Origin of the sequence: Microbacterium sp. CFH 31415, from assembly GCF_022538185.1 — a bacterium.
In the GTDB taxonomy this organism is placed as follows: domain Bacteria; phylum Actinomycetota; class Actinomycetes; order Actinomycetales; family Microbacteriaceae; genus Microbacterium.
The window spans coordinates 51171-69320 of record NZ_JAKYXC010000017.1; the positions used below are offsets into that span (position 1 = coordinate 51171).

General features: G+C 70.3%; 19 protein-coding genes. 5 read left to right on the plus strand and 14 right to left on the minus strand.

Translation table 11 applies throughout. From position 1 onward, the window contains the following. Positions 1–61 precede the first annotated feature (61 nt). The 9 genes from MK786_RS15210 to MK786_RS15250 all read right to left on the minus strand — a co-directional run bounded on the left by MK786_RS15210 (position 62) and on the right by MK786_RS15250 (position 9358). Positions 62–544, minus strand: coding sequence for a CinA family protein (locus MK786_RS15210; RefSeq protein WP_374200494.1), 483 nt, complete (start codon positions 542–544; stop codon positions 62–64). Further along, entirely contained in the window at positions 535–1107 is a 573-nt protein-coding gene (gene pgsA, locus MK786_RS15215) for a CDP-diacylglycerol--glycerol-3-phosphate 3-phosphatidyltransferase (RefSeq protein ID WP_241113084.1), read from the minus strand. The genes MK786_RS15210 and pgsA overlap by 10 nt, the downstream gene beginning before the upstream one ends. A 53-nt stretch (positions 1108–1160) precedes the next feature. Next, a complete protein-coding gene (locus tag MK786_RS15220; RefSeq protein ID WP_241113085.1) occupies positions 1161–3854 on the minus strand; it encodes a DNA translocase FtsK in 2694 nt (897 codons plus the stop codon). A gap of 64 nt (positions 3855–3918) precedes the next feature. Continuing rightward, positions 3919–4416, minus strand: a complete 498-nt coding sequence (locus tag MK786_RS15225) for a GNAT family N-acetyltransferase (protein ID WP_241113086.1) — start codon at positions 4414–4416, stop codon at positions 3919–3921. A gap of 74 nt (positions 4417–4490) precedes the next feature. Then, positions 4491–6167, minus strand: coding sequence for a ribonuclease J (locus MK786_RS15230; protein ID WP_241113087.1), 1677 nt, complete (start codon positions 6165–6167; stop codon positions 4491–4493). A gap of 79 nt (positions 6168–6246) precedes the next feature. After that, on the minus strand, positions 6247–7224 hold the full coding sequence (gene dapA, locus MK786_RS15235; RefSeq protein WP_191763084.1) for a 4-hydroxy-tetrahydrodipicolinate synthase: 978 nt from the start codon (positions 7222–7224) through the stop codon (positions 6247–6249). A 40-nt stretch (positions 7225–7264) separates the two neighbouring features. Next, positions 7265–8029 (minus strand): SDR family oxidoreductase, encoded by a 765-nt coding sequence (locus MK786_RS15240; protein ID WP_241113088.1) that lies wholly within the window; start codon positions 8027–8029, stop codon positions 7265–7267. A gap of 10 nt (positions 8030–8039) precedes the next feature. Continuing rightward, the gene (locus MK786_RS15245; protein WP_241113089.1) at positions 8040–8552 is read right to left on the minus strand and encodes a dihydrofolate reductase; all 513 of its coding nucleotides are present in this window, start codon (positions 8550–8552) and stop codon (positions 8040–8042) included. Further along, positions 8549–9358 (minus strand): thymidylate synthase, encoded by an 810-nt coding sequence (locus MK786_RS15250; RefSeq protein WP_241113090.1) that lies wholly within the window; start codon positions 9356–9358, stop codon positions 8549–8551. Before MK786_RS15250 ends, MK786_RS15245 begins: the two co-directional genes overlap by 4 nt. Positions 9359–9466: 108 nt before the next feature. Here MK786_RS15250 and MK786_RS15255 point away from each other — a divergent pair, with 108 nt between their 5' ends. From MK786_RS15255 to MK786_RS15270, 4 genes are all read left to right on the plus strand, one after another. Next, on the plus strand, positions 9467–9904 hold the full coding sequence (locus MK786_RS15255) for a thioredoxin family protein (protein ID WP_241113091.1): 438 nt from the start codon (positions 9467–9469) through the stop codon (positions 9902–9904). Further along, positions 9897–10493 (plus strand): DUF4395 domain-containing protein, encoded by a 597-nt coding sequence (locus MK786_RS15260; RefSeq protein ID WP_241113092.1) that lies wholly within the window; start codon positions 9897–9899, stop codon positions 10491–10493. Before MK786_RS15255 ends, MK786_RS15260 begins: the two co-directional genes overlap by 8 nt. Before the next feature lie 92 nt (positions 10494–10585). Further along, on the plus strand, positions 10586–11011 hold the full coding sequence (locus MK786_RS15265) for an OsmC family peroxiredoxin (protein WP_191763096.1): 426 nt from the start codon (positions 10586–10588) through the stop codon (positions 11009–11011). Further along, on the plus strand, positions 11004–11933 hold the full coding sequence (locus MK786_RS15270; protein WP_241113093.1) for a TIGR01777 family oxidoreductase: 930 nt from the start codon (positions 11004–11006) through the stop codon (positions 11931–11933). The genes MK786_RS15265 and MK786_RS15270 overlap by 8 nt, the downstream gene beginning before the upstream one ends. Positions 11934–11936: 3 nt before the next feature. Here the strand turns inward: MK786_RS15270 and MK786_RS15275 are convergent, their stop codons facing one another. Continuing rightward, positions 11937–12386 carry a tetratricopeptide repeat protein gene (locus MK786_RS15275; protein ID WP_241113094.1) on the minus strand — a complete coding sequence of 150 codons (450 nt, stop codon included), beginning with the start codon at positions 12384–12386 and terminating at the stop codon, positions 11937–11939. Further along, positions 12383–13201, minus strand: a complete 819-nt coding sequence (dapB, locus tag MK786_RS15280; RefSeq protein WP_241113095.1) for a 4-hydroxy-tetrahydrodipicolinate reductase — start codon at positions 13199–13201, stop codon at positions 12383–12385. The genes MK786_RS15275 and dapB overlap by 4 nt, the downstream gene beginning before the upstream one ends. Positions 13202–13296: 95 nt before the next feature. Between dapB and MK786_RS15285 the strand changes: the two genes are divergently transcribed. Further along, positions 13297–13803, plus strand: coding sequence for a GNAT family N-acetyltransferase (locus MK786_RS15285; protein ID WP_241113096.1), 507 nt, complete (start codon positions 13297–13299; stop codon positions 13801–13803). Here MK786_RS15285 and MK786_RS15290 read toward each other — a convergent pair. The 3 genes from MK786_RS15290 to MK786_RS15300 form a co-directional block, all read right to left on the minus strand. Beyond that, on the minus strand, positions 13791–14393 hold the full coding sequence (locus tag MK786_RS15290) for a histidine phosphatase family protein (protein ID WP_241113097.1): 603 nt from the start codon (positions 14391–14393) through the stop codon (positions 13791–13793). The two genes, MK786_RS15285 and MK786_RS15290, sit on opposite strands and share 13 nt — an antisense overlap. Before the next feature lie 98 nt (positions 14394–14491). Then, entirely contained in the window at positions 14492–15532 is a 1041-nt protein-coding gene (locus tag MK786_RS15295; protein ID WP_241113098.1) for an aldo/keto reductase, read from the minus strand. Between the two features lie 276 nt (positions 15533–15808). Next, entirely contained in the window at positions 15809–18088 is a 2280-nt protein-coding gene (locus MK786_RS15300; RefSeq protein WP_241113099.1) for a polyribonucleotide nucleotidyltransferase, read from the minus strand. Positions 18089–18150 lie beyond the last annotated feature (62 nt).

Below are 18150 nucleotides of genomic sequence, written 5' to 3' on the forward strand. Positions count from 1 at the left end.
ACTGGGGAATGGGTGGGAATCACCGAATGTAACCGAGAAGAAACCCGGTGTATTTCCGACGTCATCGACCGGTCGCGCGCAGCTCTGCGAGCACGAGTTCGAGCGCCCGACGGACCGACTCGGTCCGGATGTCGGCCCGGGATCCTTCCAGACGGAAGGCCGACACCGCGCTCCCCTCCGGCGTCTCGACGGCGACGAACACCGTGCCCACGGGGTGGTCGCCTTGCGGATCAGGCCCCGCGACTCCGGTCGTGGCCACGCCCACGTCGGCGCCGAGCACCCGCCGGGCGCCGGCGGCGAGCTGCTGCGCAACTCTCGCATCGACCGGTCCGGCGTCGGCGAGAAGCGCCTCATCGACACCGAGCGCACTGGCCTTCACATCGGTGGCGTAGGCCACCACGCCGCCGCGCACGTGCAGGGAAGCGCCGGGCACGTCGACGAGGGAGGCGACGACCAGCCCGCCGGTGAGGGACTCCGCCGTGCCGATCGTCCAGCCCCGGCGACCGAGAGTGTCGAGGACGTCGGAGGCGAGCGTCACGCCGATCCCTTGGCCTTGCGTGCGCCGCGCGCCTCGGCGACCACGTAGTCGATGCCGCTGGCGATCGTCAGCAGCACGGCGATGGTCATCGCGATGCCGTTGACCCAGAAGATCCACTCTCCGACGAGCGTCCACAGCGGCAGCAGCGCGAGCGAAAGGGCGATCCCCTGCGCGAGCGTCTTCAGCTTGCCCATCCACGCCGCCGCGACGACGTGATCGCTCGCGACGATGAGTCGATGCACTGTGATGCCGACCTCGCGGATGAGCACGATGATCGTGATCCACCACGGCAGTTCGGCAAGGATGGACAGTCCGATGAAGGCGAAACCGGTGAGCACCTTGTCGGCGATCGGATCGAGGAGCTTGCCCAGGTCGGTGACGATGTGGTGCTTGCGCGCGAGATAGCCGTCGACGCCGTCGGTGGCGATCGCGACGATGAAGAGCACCGCAGCCCACCAGCGCAGCGGGCCGTCCGTCCCACCGTCGGCAAGCAGCATCCACAGGAACACCGGCGCGCACAGGATGCGCACGATCGTGATCGTGTTGGGGAGCTGTCTCGGGATCGCCATGCGCCGAGCCTATCGCCGTGGGGCGGCGGGGCCTGTGCGCCGGGCGACGCCGATCACTCGCGGCCGGTCAGGCCCCACGCATCCTCATCGCCCTCGCTCTCGCTCTCGACGACCGGGTAGCCGTCGAACTGTGCGTCCACCGCATCGGCCCCGTACGGGTCGGCCGCGGGGCCGGCGGCGGCGGGCGCCTCGGGCACCTCGTCGCCGCGCAGGCGGGCGAGCACCGCCGGCAGCTGATCGGGCGTGACCAGCACGTCGCGCGCCTTCGAGCCTTCGGAGGGGCCCACGATCTCGCGGGACTCGAGGAGGTCCATCAGGCGTCCGGCCTTGGCGAATCCGACGCGGAGCTTGCGCTGCAGCATCGAGGTCGAGCCGAACTGGGTCGACACGATCTGCTCCGCTGCCGCCAGCAGCAGCTCGAGGTCGTCACCGATGTCGGCGTCGATCTCCTTCTTCTCGGCCGCCACCTGCACGTCGTTGCGGTACTCGGGGCGCGCCTGGGCCGTGACGTGCTTGACGACCTTCTCGATCTCCTGCTCGCTGACCCACGCACCCTGGACGCGCAGCGCCTTCGACGCCCCCATCGGAAGGAACAGGCCGTCACCCTGGCCGATCAGGCGGTCGGCGCCGGGCTGATCGAGGATGACGCGCGAGTCGGTGACGCTCGTCACCGCGAACGCGAGACGCGACGGGACATTGGCCTTGATGAGGCCGGTCACGACGTCGACCGACGGCCGCTGGGTAGCCAGCACGAGGTGGATGCCGCTGGCACGGGCCAGCTGCGTGATGCGCACGATCGAGTCCTCGACGTCGCGCGGAGCCACCATCATGAGGTCGGCGAGCTCGTCGACGACGACCAGCAGGTACGGGTACGGCTTGAGCACCCGCTCGCTGCCCGCGGGAAGCGTGATCTCGCCCGCCACGACCGCCTTGTTGAAGTCGTCGATGTGACGGAAGCCGAACGACGCGAGGTCGTCGTACCGCATGTCCATCTCCTTCACGACCCACTGCAGCGCTTCAGCCGCCTTCTTGGGGTTCGTGATGATGGGCGTGATGAGATGCGGCACGCCCGCGTACGAAGTGAGCTCGACGCGCTTGGGGTCGATGAGCACCATGCGCACGTCGGCGGGCTTCGCACGCATCAGCAGGCTCGTGATCATCGAGTTCACGAAGCTGGACTTTCCCGAGCCTGTGGAGCCGGCGACCAGAAGGTGCGGCATCTTGGCGAGGTTGGCCACGACGTAGCCGCCGCCGACGTCCTTGCCGACGCCGATCGTCATGGGGTGCGTCGACTGCTGTGCGTTCTGCGAGCGCAGCACGTCGCCGAGGGTGACGATCTCGCGGTCGGTGTTGGGGATCTCGACGCCGATCGCGCTCTTGCCCGGGATGGGCGCGAGGATGCGCACCTCGTTCGAGGCGACGGCGTACGCGATGTTGTTGGTGAGCGCCGTGATGCGCTCCACCTTCACGCCGGGGCCGAGCGCGATCTCGTACTGCGTGACAGTGGGTCCGCGCGAGAACCCGGTGACGCGCGCATCGACGGAGAATTGCTCCAGCACACTCGTGATCGCCTTGACGGTGTCGTCGTTGGCCTGCGACCGCGCCACGTGGGGCGTGCCCTGGGCGAGGGCGTTGACCGACGGCAGGCGATAGGGGGCGCTGGGCGCCGCGGGCGAGGCATCCGAGCCGATTCCCGTCAGCCCGGGCAGCACGCCGTCTTCGAGCGGATCGACGCTGTCGTCGCGGAGCGACGTGCTCGACGCCTTCGACGCCGCGGCGACGATGGAGGGATCGATGACCTCGGTGAGCGCGTCGGCCGTGACCGGCGGGACCGGCGGAGCCGGCGGCTCGAGCACCTGGTCGAAGCCGCCCTGCACGGCTCCCGGCGTCAGGAGCGCCGTGAGGTCGTCCGACCCGAGGGTGCCCTCGGGATCCTGCTCGCGTCCGGTCCTGTTGCGCCGCCACCAGGGCAGGGCAGGATCGGTGCCGTCATCGTCGGAGACGGATGCCGCGGCATCCGCGTCGGTCTGCGGGGTGCGCGGCTCGGCGTCGAACATCCACGCATAGAGCTCACCCAGACGGCGGCCGATGCGGTTCGGCGGGGTCTTGGTGATGATCAGCACGCTGAGCACGGCCAGCAGCGAGAGCGCGATGTAGGCGCCGACGTCGGTGAGGACGAAGGCGAGCGGCTCGCCCGCCATCCAGCCGAACAGGCCGCCGGCCTCGCTGAGCGCCGGCAGTCCCTGCCTCGGCTGGGGGCGGCCGCCGGCGACGTGGCAGAAGCCCGCGATCGTGACGATCAGCAGGCCGAACCCGATGCCGATGCGGCCGTTGTCGTGCACCGACGACGGGTGCCGGAACATCCAGCCCGCGAGGAACAGCAGGAGCACCGGCAGGATGAACGCCTCTCGGCCGATGAGCCCGCCGACGGAGTAGGCGCTGATCGTCGCCGCGACGTCGCTGCCGATGAAGAACCACTCGTTGACGGCACCCGCGACGGCGAGCAGCACCAGCAGGAACGGGAAGCCGTCGCGGCGCTGGTCCTTCTCGAGCGTCTCGGGGCCGAACGCCCGGAACAGCGCACCCGTGGCGTGAGCCAGGCCAAGCCACGCGCGCACGATGACGGGCGGCTTCTCGGCGTCGCCGACGTACCGCTTCGGCGCCGGTTCGGGCTTCTTGGCGCGCGACGAGGACGCCCCGCGCGCAGGCGTGCGGCCGTTCTTGGTCGGGGTGGTGCTCCTGGCCATCCCCCCACGGTAGGCGGCCGCGCCGACTTTTCCGCGGAACCACGCGGCGGAGTGGGCCGGTCGATCAGCGCAGGCGCTTGACCATCGTGTCGCGGCCGTGGCCGGCCGAGGTCACCGCGAAGCCCTCGCTGCGGTACAGCGTCGTCGCGAAGTTGCCGCGCTCCACGCTCAGGCTGATGCGGGCGAAGCCCTGGGCCCGCGCGTGGTCGCACAGCCGCTGCAGGAGGGCGCGGCCGACGCCGTGCGCGCGCCAGATCGGTCGGACTCCGATGATGAGTTCGGGCACGCCGGTGCCGACGTAGCCGAATCCAGGGTCCGTGCGCGGCAGCATCCGGTACCACGCGGCGCCGATCGGCTCGTCGTTCGCGTCGACCGCGACGAAACCGGCGTCGCCCGGCTGCTTCCACCCCGTGACGTAGCGGCTGTGATCGGAGTCGGTGATCAGCTGGTGCTTCGGCCGCGCCGCGCCCGGCCTCCAGTTCGCCGCTTCGACGACCATGTCGCCCAGGAACGTGCCGTCCGCCTGCGTGGCTTCGCGAACGCGGAAGGCAGCGGGTGGCATGACGCGAGTGTAGCGATGGTGTGCGGATGCCTCGTCCCGCCTCTGCGGCGTGGGAAGCGGCATCCGCTCGTCGTTCAGGCCTCGATGACGAGCGGCACGATCATCGGCCGGCGACGCAGCGACTGGTTCACCCAGCGGCCGATCGTGCGGCGGACGACCTGCGAGAGGGCGTGCGAGTCGCGTACGCCCGACTTCGCCGCCTCGGCGAGCGCCGCGGCGATCTTGGGCTTGACCGCGTCGAACACGGAGTCGTCCTCGGCGAAGCCGCGCGCGTGGATCTCGGGCCCGGAGATGATGTTGCCCGTCGACGCGTCCACGACGACGATGACCGAGATGAAGCCCTCCTCGCCCAGGATGCGGCGGTCCTTGAGGTCGGCGTCGGTGATCTCGCCCACCGTCGAGCCGTCGACGTAGACGAAGCCCAGATCCAGCTGACCGGCGACCTGCACGTCGCCGTTCTTGAGGTCGATGACGGTGCCGTTCTCGGCGAGGATCGTGCGGTCGGGATCGATGCCGGTGTCCTGGGCGAGCCGGGCGTTGGCCATGAGGTGGCGGTACTCGCCGTGGATGGGGAGCACGTTCCTCGGCTTGAGGATGTTGTAGCAGTAGAGCAGCTCGCCGGCGGCGGCATGGCCCGACACGTGCACCTTCGCGTTGCCCTTGTGCACGACGTTCGCGCCGAGCTTGGTCAGCCCGTCGATCACGCGGTAGACGGCGTTCTCATTGCCGGGGATGAGGCTGGAGGCGAGGATCACGGTATCGCCGGGACCGGGCTCGATCGCGTGGTCGAGGTTGGCCATGCGGCTGAGGACGGCCATCGGCTCGCCCTGCGAGCCCGTCGACATGTAGACGATGCGGTCGTCGGGCAGATCGCGCGCCTTCTTGTAGTCGATGAGCACGTTCTCGGGCACGTTCAGGTAGCCCAGGTCTTCCGCGATCGTCATGTTTCGCAGCATGCTGCGGCCGAGGAGCGCCACCCGGCGGCCGTGCGCGGCCGCGGCATCCAGCACCTGCTGCACGCGGTGGACGTGGCTCGAGAAGCTCGCGACGATGACGCGGCGCGGAGAATTGCCGATCACCTGGTCGAGCACCGGACCGATGGAGCGTTCGAGCGGGGTGAAGCCCGGCACATCGGCGTTCGTCGAGTCGACGAGGAACAGGTCGACGCCCTCCTCGCCGAGGCGCGCGAACGCACGAAGATCGGTGAGGCGGCCGTCGAGCGGCAGCTGGTCCATCTTGAAGTCGCCGGTCGCGAGCACGAGGCCCGCCGGGGTGCGGATGGCGACGGCGAGCGCGTCCGGGATCGAGTGGTTGACCGCGATGAACTCGAGGTCGAACGGTCCGAGGTTCTCCCGCTGCCCCTCCGCGACGGTGAGGCTGTACGGCTTGATCCGGTGCTCTTTGAGCTTCGCCTCGGTGAGGGCGAGCGTCAGCCCCGAGCCGACGATCGGGATGTCGGACTTCAGCTTGAGGAGGTATGGCACGGCGCCGATGTGGTCTTCGTGACCGTGGGTGAGCACCACTCCGACGATGTCGTCGAGGCGGCTCTTGATCGGCTCGAAGTCGGGGAGGATCAGGTCCACGCCGGGCTGGTGCTCCTCGGGGAACAGCACACCGCAGTCGACGACGAGCAGCTTGCCGCCGTACTCGAACACGGTCATGTTGCGGCCGACCTCGCCGAGGCCGCCGAGTGGAGTGATCCGGAGGGTGCCCTGCTCGAGTGCGGGCGGGTCGAAGGGGGTGGTGGGCATGGTCAGCCTCCTCAGGGCGCCGAGGCGCCCCTTCGCTTGTGTCGCCGTCGCCCGGATGCGGGCAGGTCGGCGCGCGTGGTCATCTCGTGGTGCCCGACACCTTCGGCAGCGCGCCGCCGGCGGCGGCGTTGCGGTCGGGCCGGAAGTTGGAGAAGTCGGCGCCGGGCACACCGACGACGAGCGCCAGCTCGTCCTCGATCTTCGCGGCCTCCCACTCCTCGGGACCGACAAGCGGCAGCCGCACGCGCGGGCTGCCGATGCGGCCGAGGCCGTGCAGGATGTACTTCGCCGAGACGGTGCCCGGCACGTGCGTCATGACCGCGCGCACGAGCGGCTCGAGTCGCTTGTGCTCGGCGGTGGCGGCCGTGAGGTCGCCCGCGTTCACGGCGTCGACGATCGCGCGGTACGGCGCGGGGGCGATGTTGGCGGTGACGCCGATGAGTCCGGTCGCCCCGATCGAGAGGTGCGGCAGCACGTTGGCGTCGTCGCCGGAGAAGTACAGCAGGTCGGTCTGGTTCAGCACTCGGCTGACCTCGCTGAAGTCTCCCTTGGCGTCTTTGATCGCGAGGATGTTCGGGTGCTTGGCCAGGCGCAGGATCGTCTCGTACTTGATGGGCACGCCGGTGCGACCGGGGATGTCGTAGAGGATGACCGGCAGGTCGGTGGCGTCGGCGACGAGCCGGAAGTGGGTCAGGATGCCCGCCTGGGTGGGCTTGTTGTAGTACGGCGTGACGATCATGATGCCGTCGGCGCCGGCCTTCTCGCTGGCCTTGTAGAGCTCGATGGCGTGCGCTGTCTCGTTGGAGCCGCCGCCCGTGATGATCTTGGCTCGGCCGGCCGCGACATCCTTCCCCACCTCCACCAACCGGATCTTCTCGGCGTCGGTCAGGGTGGAGGTCTCACCCGTGGTGCCCGTGACGACGATGCCGTCGGCTCCTGCGGTGATGACGTCGTCGATGTGCTTCTCGACAGCGGGCCAATCGACTTCGCCGTCCGCCGTCATCGGTGTGACGAGCGCGACGAGAACCTGTCCGAATGGGTTGCCCGTGTGCGTCATGGACCCAGGCTATCGGGATGCCGCCTCCGGCGCCGCGTCGTCAGCGCCCGGTGGCAGCCGCCCGGGCGACCAGGCGGGCGGGTGCGAGGCGGCTCGCCGTCACGAGCAGCTTGTATTTCGCCGACGGCACCGAGACCGCCTTGCCCCGGGCGGCGTCGCGCAGCGAGGCGGCGACGACCGTGCGTGCATCCAGCCACATCCAGTCGGGAACGCCCTCCTTCCCCGGCGGGAGTCCGGCCCGTTCGTGGAAGTTGGTGTGCGTGAAGCCCGGGCAGACGGCGGTCATGGTCACGCCGCGGGCTGCGTACGCGCCGTTGGCCCAGCGGCTGAAGCTGATCAGCCAGCCCTTGCACGCCCCGTACGTCGAGCGGGGGGTGAAACCCGCCACGGACGCGACATTGAGGATGCGGCCGTGACCGCGGGCCAGCATCGGTCCGAGGGCGGCGTGGCTCAGCCGCATGGGCACCTCGACGTGGAGGTCGAGGTGACGCACCTCGTCTTCGATGTCGTTGCGCTCGAACGCCAGCGGAAGGCCGAAGCCCGCGTTGTTCACGAGCATCTCGATCGGCCGGTCGGGGTCCGTGAGGCGCCGCTCCACCTTCTCGCGCTGCCGCGGCGAGAGCAGGTCGGCCGCGAGCACCTCGACGCCGACGCGGTGCCGCGTGCGCAGCGTCCCTGCGAGCTCGTCGAGGGCGGCGCGGTCGCGGGCCACCAGCACGAGGTCGGCGCCCATCGCCGCGAGCTGGCGCGCGTATTCCGCGCCGAGGCCCGAGCTCGCGCCCGTGATCATCGCCGTCTTCGCCATGCGCGACAGCCTAAGACGCGCGCGCGAGACGGAGGAATCGGTAGCGGATGCCGCTGCTCGACGTGTGCCAGCCCTCATCGGGGTCGATCGACTCGACTGCCCAGCCGGCTCGGTCTGGAGCGAACGTGTCGCCGTCGACTTCGGCGTCGAGCTCCGTGACCTCGAGCCGGTCGGCCGACGCGATGCTCTCGCGGAAGAGCTCACCGCCGCCGATGATCCAGATCCACTCGGGGGTCGCGGCATCCGTCACCGCGGCCATCGCATCGTCGAGCGACCCCGCCCGCTGCGCGCCCTCGGCGCTCCAGGCCCCGTTGCGGGTGACGACGATGTTGCGCCGTCCCGGGAGCGGCCGGAACCGCTCGGGCAGCGACTCCCACGTGCGGCGGCCCATCACGACCGGCGCGCCCGAGGTCACCTCTTTGAAGTGCGCGAGGTCTTCGGGCACGTGCCACGGCATGCCGCCGTCGGCCCCGATCACCCCGCCGTGCGCTTCGGCCCAGACCAGGCCGATGCGTGACGTCATACCGCGACCGCCCCGCGGATCGCCGGGTGGTGCTGGTAGTCCTCGATGACGAAGTCCTCGTACGTGTAGTCGAAGATCGTCTCGGGCTTCCGAGCGAAGCGGAAGGTCGGGTAGGGGTAAGGCTCGCGCGTGAGCTGCTCGCGCACCTGCTCGACGTGATTGTCGTAGATGTGGCAGTCGCCGCCGGTCCAGACGAAGTCGCCCGGCTCGAGGCCGGTCTGCTGCGCGACCATGAGGGTGAGCAGGGCGTATGAGGCGATGTTGAACGGCACGCCGAGGAACAGGTCGGCACTGCGCTGGTACAGCTGGCACGACAGGCGACCGTCGGCGACGTAGAACTGGAACATCGCGTGGCACGGCGCGAGGGCCATGTCGGGGATGTCGGCCGGGTTCCACGCCGACACCATCAGCCGACGGGAGTCGGGGTTCGATCGGATCTGCTCGATCACCTGGGAGATCTGGTCGATGTGCGCGCCGCCGGGCGTGGGCCACGAGCGCCACTGCACGCCGTACACGGGACCGAGCTCGCCGTCGGCGTCGGCCCATTCGTCCCAGATGGTCACGCCGTTGTCCTGCAGCCATCGCACGTTGGACTCGCCGCGAAGGAACCACAGCAGCTCGTAGGCGATGGACTTGAAGTGCACCCGCTTGGTCGTGACCAGGGGGAAGCCCTGCGACAGATCGAAGCGGATCTGGCGCCCGAACGCACTGGTCGTCCCCGTTCCGGTGCGGTCGTCCTTGTGGGTGCCATGCTCGAGCACATCGCGCAGGAGGTCCTCGTAAGGGGTGGGGATCGCCGTCGTCACGGCTGCCACGATACCCGCGCCCTCCCCCAGCGGCGTCTGTTACGCCAGGAGCGTCATAATCACGGCATCCGGTATCCATTCAGCTGAACGGGAATACCCTGATCAGTTGTGAACCTCGTCACCGCCTTCGTCGCCATCGCCGCGCTCCTCGCGCTGACGGTGGCCCTGGGCGTCTATCTGCGCTGGCGCCAGTCGCGTCCGCAGCGTCACATCCTCCACGAGGTCGTCGAGCCCGAGCGGCTCGGCGCGGACGGTCTCGGCGAGGTGGCTACGCTGCTGCAGTTCAGCACCGAGCTGTGCGCCCGCTGCCCCGGTGTGCACCGCACGCTGTCGAGCATCGCCGACGCGCACGAGGGCGTCCGCCACCTCGACGTCGACCTCACGCACCGGCCCGACATCGCGAAGCACTTCCACGTCCTGCAGACGCCCACCACGCTCGTCCTCGACAGGGACGGCGTCATCCAGACCCGCTTCGGCGGCACCCCGAGCCGTGACGTGCTCGAGCTCGAACTGAACCGGCTCACGGCGGAGGACGCGCATGTCTGAACCGGCGGATGCCTCGGCCCCGCGCGGCATCGACCCCCGAGGTCCGCGCTTCGCGGCCGGCATCACGTCGGTCCTGCTGCTGATCGCGCTGTTACTCAGCCTCACGGGGCTGTCTGCGGCGTACGGATCGGCGGCATTCGGATGGTTCGCCTACCAGCCGCTGGCCCAGCAGAGCTTCATCCCGCTCGGCTGGGTCGTGTCGACGGCGACGCTCGACGCCCGCCTCCTCGACCCCGGCTTCCTGCTGCTGCTCGCCATCGCGCTGCTGTTCCTGTGGGGGGTCGTGTCGCCGCGCACCGCGCCGTGGGGCGTGCTCTACCGCGCCGTGGTCGCACCGCGCCTCGCGCCGCCGACCGAGCTCGAAGACCCGCGCCCGCCGCGCTTCGCGCAGGGCGTCGGCCTCTTCGTCGTCGGCCTCGGCCTCGTCCTGCACCTCCTCGGCGTGCCCCTGGCCCTCCCGGTCGCCGCGGCCCTCGCGTTCGTCGCCGCGTTCCTCAACGCGGTCTTCGGCGTGTGCCTGGGCTGCATGATGTACCTCCTGCTGCAGCGGCTCGGCGTGATCGGCCGCGCACGGCCCGCCTCCGCCTGACACGCATCACGCACCGTCGCGCCGCGGCGTCACCCGCGGTTAGGCTGACCGCGAGGCGCTCGGTCCGCGGGCGCCGTGAGAGGGAGGCCCCCATGACGGTCACGAGCGAAGCAACCACCGCCTGGAAGGGCGGCCTGTTCGACGGAGCCGGCGAGGTGACGTTCGTCTCGTCCGGGCTCGGCACCTTCGACGTCAACTGGAAGGCGCGCAGCGAGGGCTCGACCTCCACCACGACGCCCGAAGAGCTCATCGCCGCCGCCCACTCGTCGTGCTTCAGCATGGCCTTTTCGCTCGCGCTGGCCGAGAACGGCACTCCGCCCGAGTCGATCGACACGACCGCGTCGGTGACCTTCAAGCCCGGCACCGGCATCACCGGCAGCCATCTCAACGTGAACGCGGTGGTGCCCGGCCTCGACCCCGAGGAGTTCGAGCGCCTGGCGCAGGCGGCGAAGGCGGGATGCCCGGTCTCGCAGGCCCTCGCGGGCGTCGAGATCACCATCGAGGCCACGCTTGCCTGATTCCGATTCACCGCGGCCCGGCGCACGCCGGGTCGTGGTCGCCGGGTCGACGGGACTCATCGGGTCGGCCCTGGTGGACAGTCTGCGCGCCGATGGCGTCGAGGTCACGCGCCTCGTGCGCCGGCCGGCCGAGGCATCCGACGAGGTGGAGTGGCTCACCGGCGCATCCCCGCTCGATCCCGCCGTCCTCGACGGCGCCGAGGCAGTCGTCGGGCTCAACGGGGCGACCATCGGCCGATTCCCGTGGACGGCTCGCTACAAGAACACGCTGCTCTGGTCCCGCGTGACGCCGACCCAGGCCATCGCGCGCGCGCTCCGCGAACTGGGGACGGATGCCCCGGCCTTCGTGTGCGCGTCGGCCGTCGGGTACTACGGCTCGGCGCCGCGTCGCCGGCTCGACGAGACATCGCCGCGCGGCGAGACGTTCCTCGCGGACCTCTGCGGCGAATGGGAGACCGCTGCACGTGCGGCGGGTGATCAGACGCGGGTCGCCCTGCTGCGCACGGCTCCGATCGTTCATGCCGACGGCGTGCTCAAGCCCCTCATGCTGCTGACCAGGCTCGGCGTGAGCGGTCCGATCGGCCGCGGCACGCAGGTCTGGCCGTGGATCTCGCTCGACGACGAAGTACGCGCCATCCGCCACGTCATCGACTCCGGCCTCGGCGGGCCGGTCAACCTGGTGGGCCCCACGCGCGCCACCGCGAACGACCTGGGCTTCGCGCTGGCGGTGCGGATGAACCGCCCGTTCCTAGTCCGAGCGCCGGTGTGGGCCGTGCGAACGGTGCTCGGAGCCGACGCGACCGAGGCTGTGCTGACGTCCGACCTGGATGTCGCGCCCGCTGTGCTCGAGGCATCCGGATTCTCGTTCCGCCACCCCACGGTCGAAGACGCGATCGCCTCCGCCGTGCCTGCGGCGGGCTGAACCTCAGGACCGGCGCTCGGCCCTTTCGAGCCGGAGGGCGCGGCGCACGGCTTCGCGCGCGCGACGACGGTCGCCGGAGGCGTCATACGCGAGGCCCAGACGGTACCAGGCTCGCCAGTCGTCCGGGTTCTGCTCGGCGGCGGTGCGGTACACCGGGAACAGCGCGTCGGCCTCCGACCGGATCGCGCGTCCGCTGGGGCGAACCGCCACTTCCTCGGCGGGAAGCGCGTCTTCGGACGACAGCCGCCGGCCGAGATGCTCGGCGCGCACGCCGAACCACAGCTCCCGCCCCACGCCCCACACCGCGAGGAGCGGCAGCACGATGAGCGCCGCGCCCATGGCCACGGCGATCGTCTCTCCGCTCGTGAGCAGCAGCCACGCACGCTGCCCTACGAGCACGATGTACAGGGCGAGGAGCACCGCCATGACGGCGACCCCGATGCGTGCGCTCATGCGCCCGTCGTCCGGGCGACCTGGCCGGGCACGCCGCCCTCGTCGAGTGGACGACCGGGCGTCGTCGACGCACCGGGGGTTCGCAGACGGAGGTCGAGGAAGCTGTCGAGGCCGACGGTGACGCCCTTGGCGTCGCGCGCGGCGGCGAGGGCGAGCCGGATGCCGGGCCCGTATGCGCTGGCCGGTTCGATGGTGTCGTGGACGATCGTGAGCGACTCCCCCGCACCCGCCAGGATCGTCTCCTGCCGCGCGATGACGCCGGGACGCCGCAGCGAGTGGATCGGCACGCTCGCGACCTGCTGACCGCGGGCGCGCTGGTCGACGTGGGGTGACTCGACCGGGCCGACCTCGGCGCGCGCGGCGGCGATGAGCTCGGCCGTACGCACGGCGGTGCCGCTGGGCGAGTCGATCTTCGTCTCGCGGTGCGCCTCCACGATCTCGATCGAGGGGAAGAACGGCGCGGCTGCGGCGGCGATCGCCGAGCCGATCACCGAGCCGAGCGAGAAGTTCGGGATGAACACGACGCCGACATCGGAGGCGTCCACAAGCGGGCGGACGAGGGCGATGCGCTCGGCCGACCACCCGGATGTGCCCACCAGCACGTTGATGCCGCGCTCGACGGCGGCGCGGACGACGTCGATCGACACCGCCGGAGTGGACGCGTCGACGACCAGATCGGCGCCGTCGAGCTCATCGAGCTGCGAGCGCGACGACAGGGTCGCGTGCACGTCGAAGCCGTCCTCCTGCTCGACCACGTCGCGGATGATCCCGCCGAGCTTGCCGGTGCCGCCCACGATGGCCACGCGCGTCGTCATGCGTTCCATCCTAGGCGGGAGGGATGCCGCGACCCTGCCGCATGACGTCCCGCCGGCGGGCCTCCTGGCCCACCCCGGACGCATACGCTGGAAGGGTGGTGACCCTTCGCGAATCCCCTGTCGACGCCCCTGACGCCCACGAACTCCTTGCCGAGTACTTCCGTGCCCGTACAGCCGGCTTCGCCGAACAGGACGTGGTCTACACGACCACCTTTCCGCAGCCTGCGGCGTTCGTGCGTCCGGCGGGTGTCTTCGTGATCCTCGACGACGACGAGGGCCGGCCGGTCGGGTGCGGCGGCATCCGCCTCATCGACGACGGGCCGCACGGAACCCGCTACGAGGTCAAGCATCTCTACCTCCGGCCCGAGACCCGCGGCCGGGGCTGGGGCCGTGTGCTCGTGGACGCCCTCGAGTCGCGGGCACGGGAACTCGGTGCGCGCGAGCTGGTGCTCGACACCCACCATTCGCTGGAAGCCGCCGGCGCCCTCTACGCCCGCACCGGCTTCACAACGATCGCCCCCTACAACGACAACCCGAATGCGAGCCGCTGGTACAGCAAGGTGGTCGCGGGACCGGTGAGTTCCGAGGGTCAGACGGGGTAGACCTCGGGCAGGCCGGTGCGCAGCTCGACCGGCAGGTGCGCCATGTCGTTGTGCGAGAGCAGCGTCCAGGGGCGGCCCTGCTTCTGAGCGATCACCGTCAGTCCGCAGTGCGCCTGATTGAGCGTCATCCAGCGCCAGTCGGGCGCCTGCAGCACCTCCCGCACGAACCAGGCGATGACGAAGTTGTGCGTGATGAGCAGCTCGTGCACCTCGCCGCGCTTGCGCACGAGGTACTCGCTCACGGCGTCGGCCATCTGCGCGCGCCCGGCGTCGATCTCGGCCTCGGTGACGGATCCGAAGAACGGCTCGAACGCCGTCGGCGTCTCCTCGGTCATGCCTGTCGGCACGCAGTCGAACAGCAGCGCCGAGGGCTCGGGCTGGAGGGACGGCATGCGCTCCTTGACGGCCTGCGCGGTCTGGCTCGCGCGCTCGAGCGGCGAATGCCACACCGCGTCGAACGGCACGCCCGACAGCCGATCGGCCAGCAGCGCGGCCTGGCGCCGGCCGCGCGGCGACAGGCGTCCGTCGACCAGGCCGTGCTCGGCATCCTGGTGCTCGCCATGTCGCACGAGGTAGATGTAGTGCGTCACGCAGCTCACTCCGTCGGGGGTCGCGTGCCCCGACGGGACACCTCTTCCACCCTACGACACGGACCAGACAGCGCCCGGTCGCGCCGTGGCCGAGCGACTTACTCGGACGCCCGGGCGATGTCGGACAGCTGGGCGCGGCTCAGGCGCACGCCCACCCCCTGCACGAGCTCCTCGACCTGTGCAGAAGCGAACGCGTTGATGATGGGCGCCGTCACGAGCTTCTGCGCGAGCAGCCACGCCACCGCGACAGCCGCGTCGGGCACGCCGAGCTCCGTGCCGACCGCGTCGAGCGCGCGCAGTGTGCGGCTGCCGCGCCGGTTGAGGTTCGCCGCGAGCTGGGCGCCGCGCACCGACAGTGCGCCGCGCAGGCGCGTGCGCTGTCGACCGGCCAGGAAACCGTGCTCGAGCGCGTGCGACGGCGTCACCGCCATGCCCTGCGCTCCGGCGACGAGTCGCAGGTCTGCGTCGAACTCGTGCCGTCGGAGCACGTTGAACGGCACGTCGAGCACGGTGATGCGCGGGAACCCTGCGGACGAGTAGATGCGCGCCTCGACGAGCTGGGCTGCGGTGTAGCCGATGGCGCCGAGCGCGCGGACCTTGCCGCTGTCGACCAGCCACTCCGCCGTGGCCAGCGTGTCTTCGAGGGCAGTCGTCGAGTCGCTGGTGGCGTCGAGGTACAGCACGTCGATGCGGTCGGTGCGCAGACGGGTGAGGGATGCCTCGACCGCACGCACCAGGTTCACCGAGCCGAGCCCCGGGTTGTCGGCGTGCCCGCCGATGCGCACCATGAGGGCGACGTCGTCGCGGAGGCCGCGCGAATGCAGCCACTGGCCGATGATGTGCTCACTGCGCCCGGCGGCGAAGCTGTCGGAGGTGTGCACGGCGTTGCCGCCGAGCTCGACGTAGGTGTCGAGGATGTCGTGGCTGGACTCGAGGTCGACGTTCCAGCCGAACTCCGCGCCTCCGAGGATCAGGGGAAAGATGTCGAGGCCGCTCTCGCCGAGCGGAGTGCGCACGTTCTGACCCACGGGCGGCCCCTGAACCGGGATCGGCGCGGACGGGTGCACGCCGGGCACGGGGGTGGAGAGCGCCTCGGGGCTCGATGACGAGAGCGTCGAGTCAACGCCGAAGAAAGCCATGTGACACCCCCTCACGTCGACTCCCGATGGAGACTTCGTGATCGCCTGTTCCGCGCCCCCCGGCGCGTTACCTAAGAGGGTATGGCAGTCCGGACAATCCCCTGACCGTTGCGGTGTGTCGGGGGTAAACATTACATAACGCTTTGGTCACGCTGAGGGGGTCCTGCGCCGCGTGTCCCCCATGTGGCCGACAGGCTCGCGCTTCGTGCGCGGAGACGACGGATGCCCGCCCCTTCCGCTCGGGAAGGGACGGGCATCCGGACAAGGCTGTCTGGCTCAGCCTTCGGCGGGAGCCTCCGGGCCCTCGCTCGCAGCGTCGCGACCCTCCTGGTCGGCCGCCTCCTCGAGAACGGGCTCGAGGGAGAGCTTGCCGCGGTCGTCGATCTTGGTGATCCGGACGAGCAGCTTCTGGCCGACACCGAGCACGTCTTCGACGTTCTCGACGCGCTTGCCGCCGGCGAGCTTGCGGACCTCGCTGACGTGCAGCAGGCCGTCCTTGCCGGGCAGGAGCGAGATGAACGCGCCGAACGTCGCGATCTTCACGACCGTGCCGAGGAACTGCTCGCCGACCTCCGGGTTGGTGGGGTTGGCGATCGCGTTGACCTGGGCACGGGCGGCCTCGGCCGACGGGCCGTCGGTCGCGCCGATGTAGACGGTGCCGTCTTCCTCGATGGAGATCTGCGCGCCGGTCTCGTCCTGGATCGCGTTGATCGTCTTGCCCTTCGGGCCGATGAGCTCGCCGATCTTGTCAACCGGGATCTGCACGCTGATCACGCGCGGGGCGGTCGGAGCCATCTCGTCCGGGCCGTCGATCGCGGCGTTGAGGACATTGAGGATCGTGAGTCGAGCCTCCTTGGCCTGCGTCAGCGCGGCGGCGAGGACCGACGACGGGATGCCGTCGAGCTTCGTGTCGAGCTGGATCGCCGTGACGAACTCGCTCGTGCCGGCGACCTTGAAGTCCATGTCACCGAGGGCGTCTTCGGCGCCGAGGATGTCGGTCAGCGCCGCGTAGCGGGTCTGGCCGTCGACCTCGTCGGACACGAGGCCCATCGCGATGCCGGCGACCGGGGCGCGCAGGGGCACACCGGCGTTGAGCAGCGACAGCGTCGAGGCGCAGACCGAACCCATCGACGTCGAGCCGTTCGAGCTCAGCGCCTCGGAGACCTGGCGGATGGCGTACGGGAACTCCTCGCGGCTGGGCAGCACCGGCATGAGCGCGCGCTCGGCGAGGAAGCCGTGCCCGATCTCGCGACGCTTGGGGCTGCCGACACGGCCGGTCTCACCGGTCGAGTAGGGCGGGAAGTTGTAGTGGTGCATGTAGCGCTTGCTCGTGGTGGGCGACAGCGAGTCGATCTGCTGCTCCATCTTGAGCATGTTCAGCGTCGTGACACCCAGGATCTGGGTCTCACCGCGCTGGAAGATCGCCGAGCCGTGCACGCGCGGGATGACCTGCACCTCTGCGTCGAGCGGACGGATGTCGGCCAGGCCGCGACCGTCGATGCGGACGCCCTCGGAGAGGATGCGACCGCGCACGATCTTCTTGGTGACCGACTTGTACGCACCGCCGAACTCGGCTGCGACCGACGCCGGAAGATCGCCGGCCTCGATCGCCGCGGTGAGCTCCGCCTTGACGCGGTCCTTGATCGCGTCGTCGGCGCTCTGGCGCTCCTGCTTGTCGGCGATCTGATACACGCCGACGAGCTCGCTGTACGCGCGCGAGTTCACGAACTCGAACGTCTCGTCGGTGTAGGGCGGGAACACCGGGTACACGCCGGGCTCGCGCGAGGAGCTCGCAGCCATCTGGGCCTGTGCCTCGACGAGCTGCTTGAGGAACGGCTTGGCGGCCTCGAGGCCCTGCGCCACGATCTCCTCGTTCGGCTTCACGGCGCCGCCCTTGATGAGGTTCCAGCTGTTCTCCGTGGCCTCGGCCTCGACCATCATGATCGCGACGTCGCCGTCGGGCAGGACGCGACCGGCGACCATGAGGTCGAAGACGGCCTCCTCGACCTGGGCCTGGTTCGGGAACGCGACCCACTGGTCGGCGTGCTCGCCGTGGCCGGGGACGAGCGCGAGGCGCACGCCGGCGATCGGGCCCGAGAACGGCAGACCCGAGATCTGCGTCGACGCCGACGCGGCGTTGATCGCGAGCGCGTCGTAGTACTCGCCCGGTGCGATCGAGAGCACCGTCACGACGATCTGCACCTCGTTGCGGAGGCCGTCGACGAACGACGGACGCAGCGGGCGGTCGATGAGGCGGCAGACGAGGATCGCCTCGGTGGAGGGGCGGCCCTCACGGCGGAAGAACGAGCCGGGGATCTTGCCCGCGGCGTACGAGCGCTCTTCGACGTCGACGGTCAGCGGGAAGAAGTCGAAGCCTTCGCGCGGGTGCTTGCCGGCGCTGGTGGCCGAGAGGAGCATCGTCTCCTCGTCGAGGTACGCGGCGACGGCACCCTGTGCCTGCTGCGCGAGGCGTCCGGTCTCGAACCGGACGGTGCGGGTGCCGAAGCGGCCGTTGTCGAGGACGGCTTCGGCGGCGGTGATTTCAGGACCTTCCAAGAGGTCTCTCCTTCTTTGTTTAGCCTCGTCCGGCCGTGTGCCGGGCGAGGATCAATCGAAGG

Bases quoted from the DNA above. Each gene is read 5' to 3' on its own strand.
- MK786_RS15275 (WP_241113094.1), bottom strand. From the start codon at position 12,386: ATGAGCGCACGCATCGGGGTCGCCGTCATGGCGGTGCTCCTCGCCCTG.
- MK786_RS15240 (WP_241113088.1), bottom strand. From the start codon at position 8,029: ATGGCGAAGACGGCGATGATCACGGGCGCGAGCTCGGGCCTCGGCGCG.
- MK786_RS15230 (WP_241113087.1), bottom strand. From the start codon at position 6,167: ATGCCCACCACCCCCTTCGACCCGCCCGCACTCGAGCAGGGCACCCTC.
- MK786_RS15220 (WP_241113085.1), bottom strand. From the start codon at position 3,854: ATGGCCAGGAGCACCACCCCGACCAAGAACGGCCGCACGCCTGCGCGC.
- MK786_RS15265 (WP_191763096.1), top strand. From the start codon at position 10,586: ATGACGGTCACGAGCGAAGCAACCACCGCCTGGAAGGGCGGCCTGTTC.
- MK786_RS15245 (WP_241113089.1), bottom strand. From the start codon at position 8,552: ATGACGTCACGCATCGGCCTGGTCTGGGCCGAAGCGCACGGCGGGGTG.
- MK786_RS15260 (WP_241113092.1), top strand. From the start codon at position 9,897: ATGTCTGAACCGGCGGATGCCTCGGCCCCGCGCGGCATCGACCCCCGA.
- MK786_RS15295 (WP_241113098.1), bottom strand. From the start codon at position 15,532: ATGGCTTTCTTCGGCGTTGACTCGACGCTCTCGTCATCGAGCCCCGAG.
- dapA (WP_191763084.1), bottom strand. From the start codon at position 7,224: ATGACGCACACGGGCAACCCATTCGGACAGGTTCTCGTCGCGCTCGTC.
- MK786_RS15225 (WP_241113086.1), bottom strand. From the start codon at position 4,416: ATGCCACCCGCTGCCTTCCGCGTTCGCGAAGCCACGCAGGCGGACGGC.
- pgsA (WP_241113084.1), bottom strand. From the start codon at position 1,107: ATGGCGATCCCGAGACAGCTCCCCAACACGATCACGATCGTGCGCATC.
- dapB (WP_241113095.1), bottom strand. From the start codon at position 13,201: ATGACGACGCGCGTGGCCATCGTGGGCGGCACCGGCAAGCTCGGCGGG.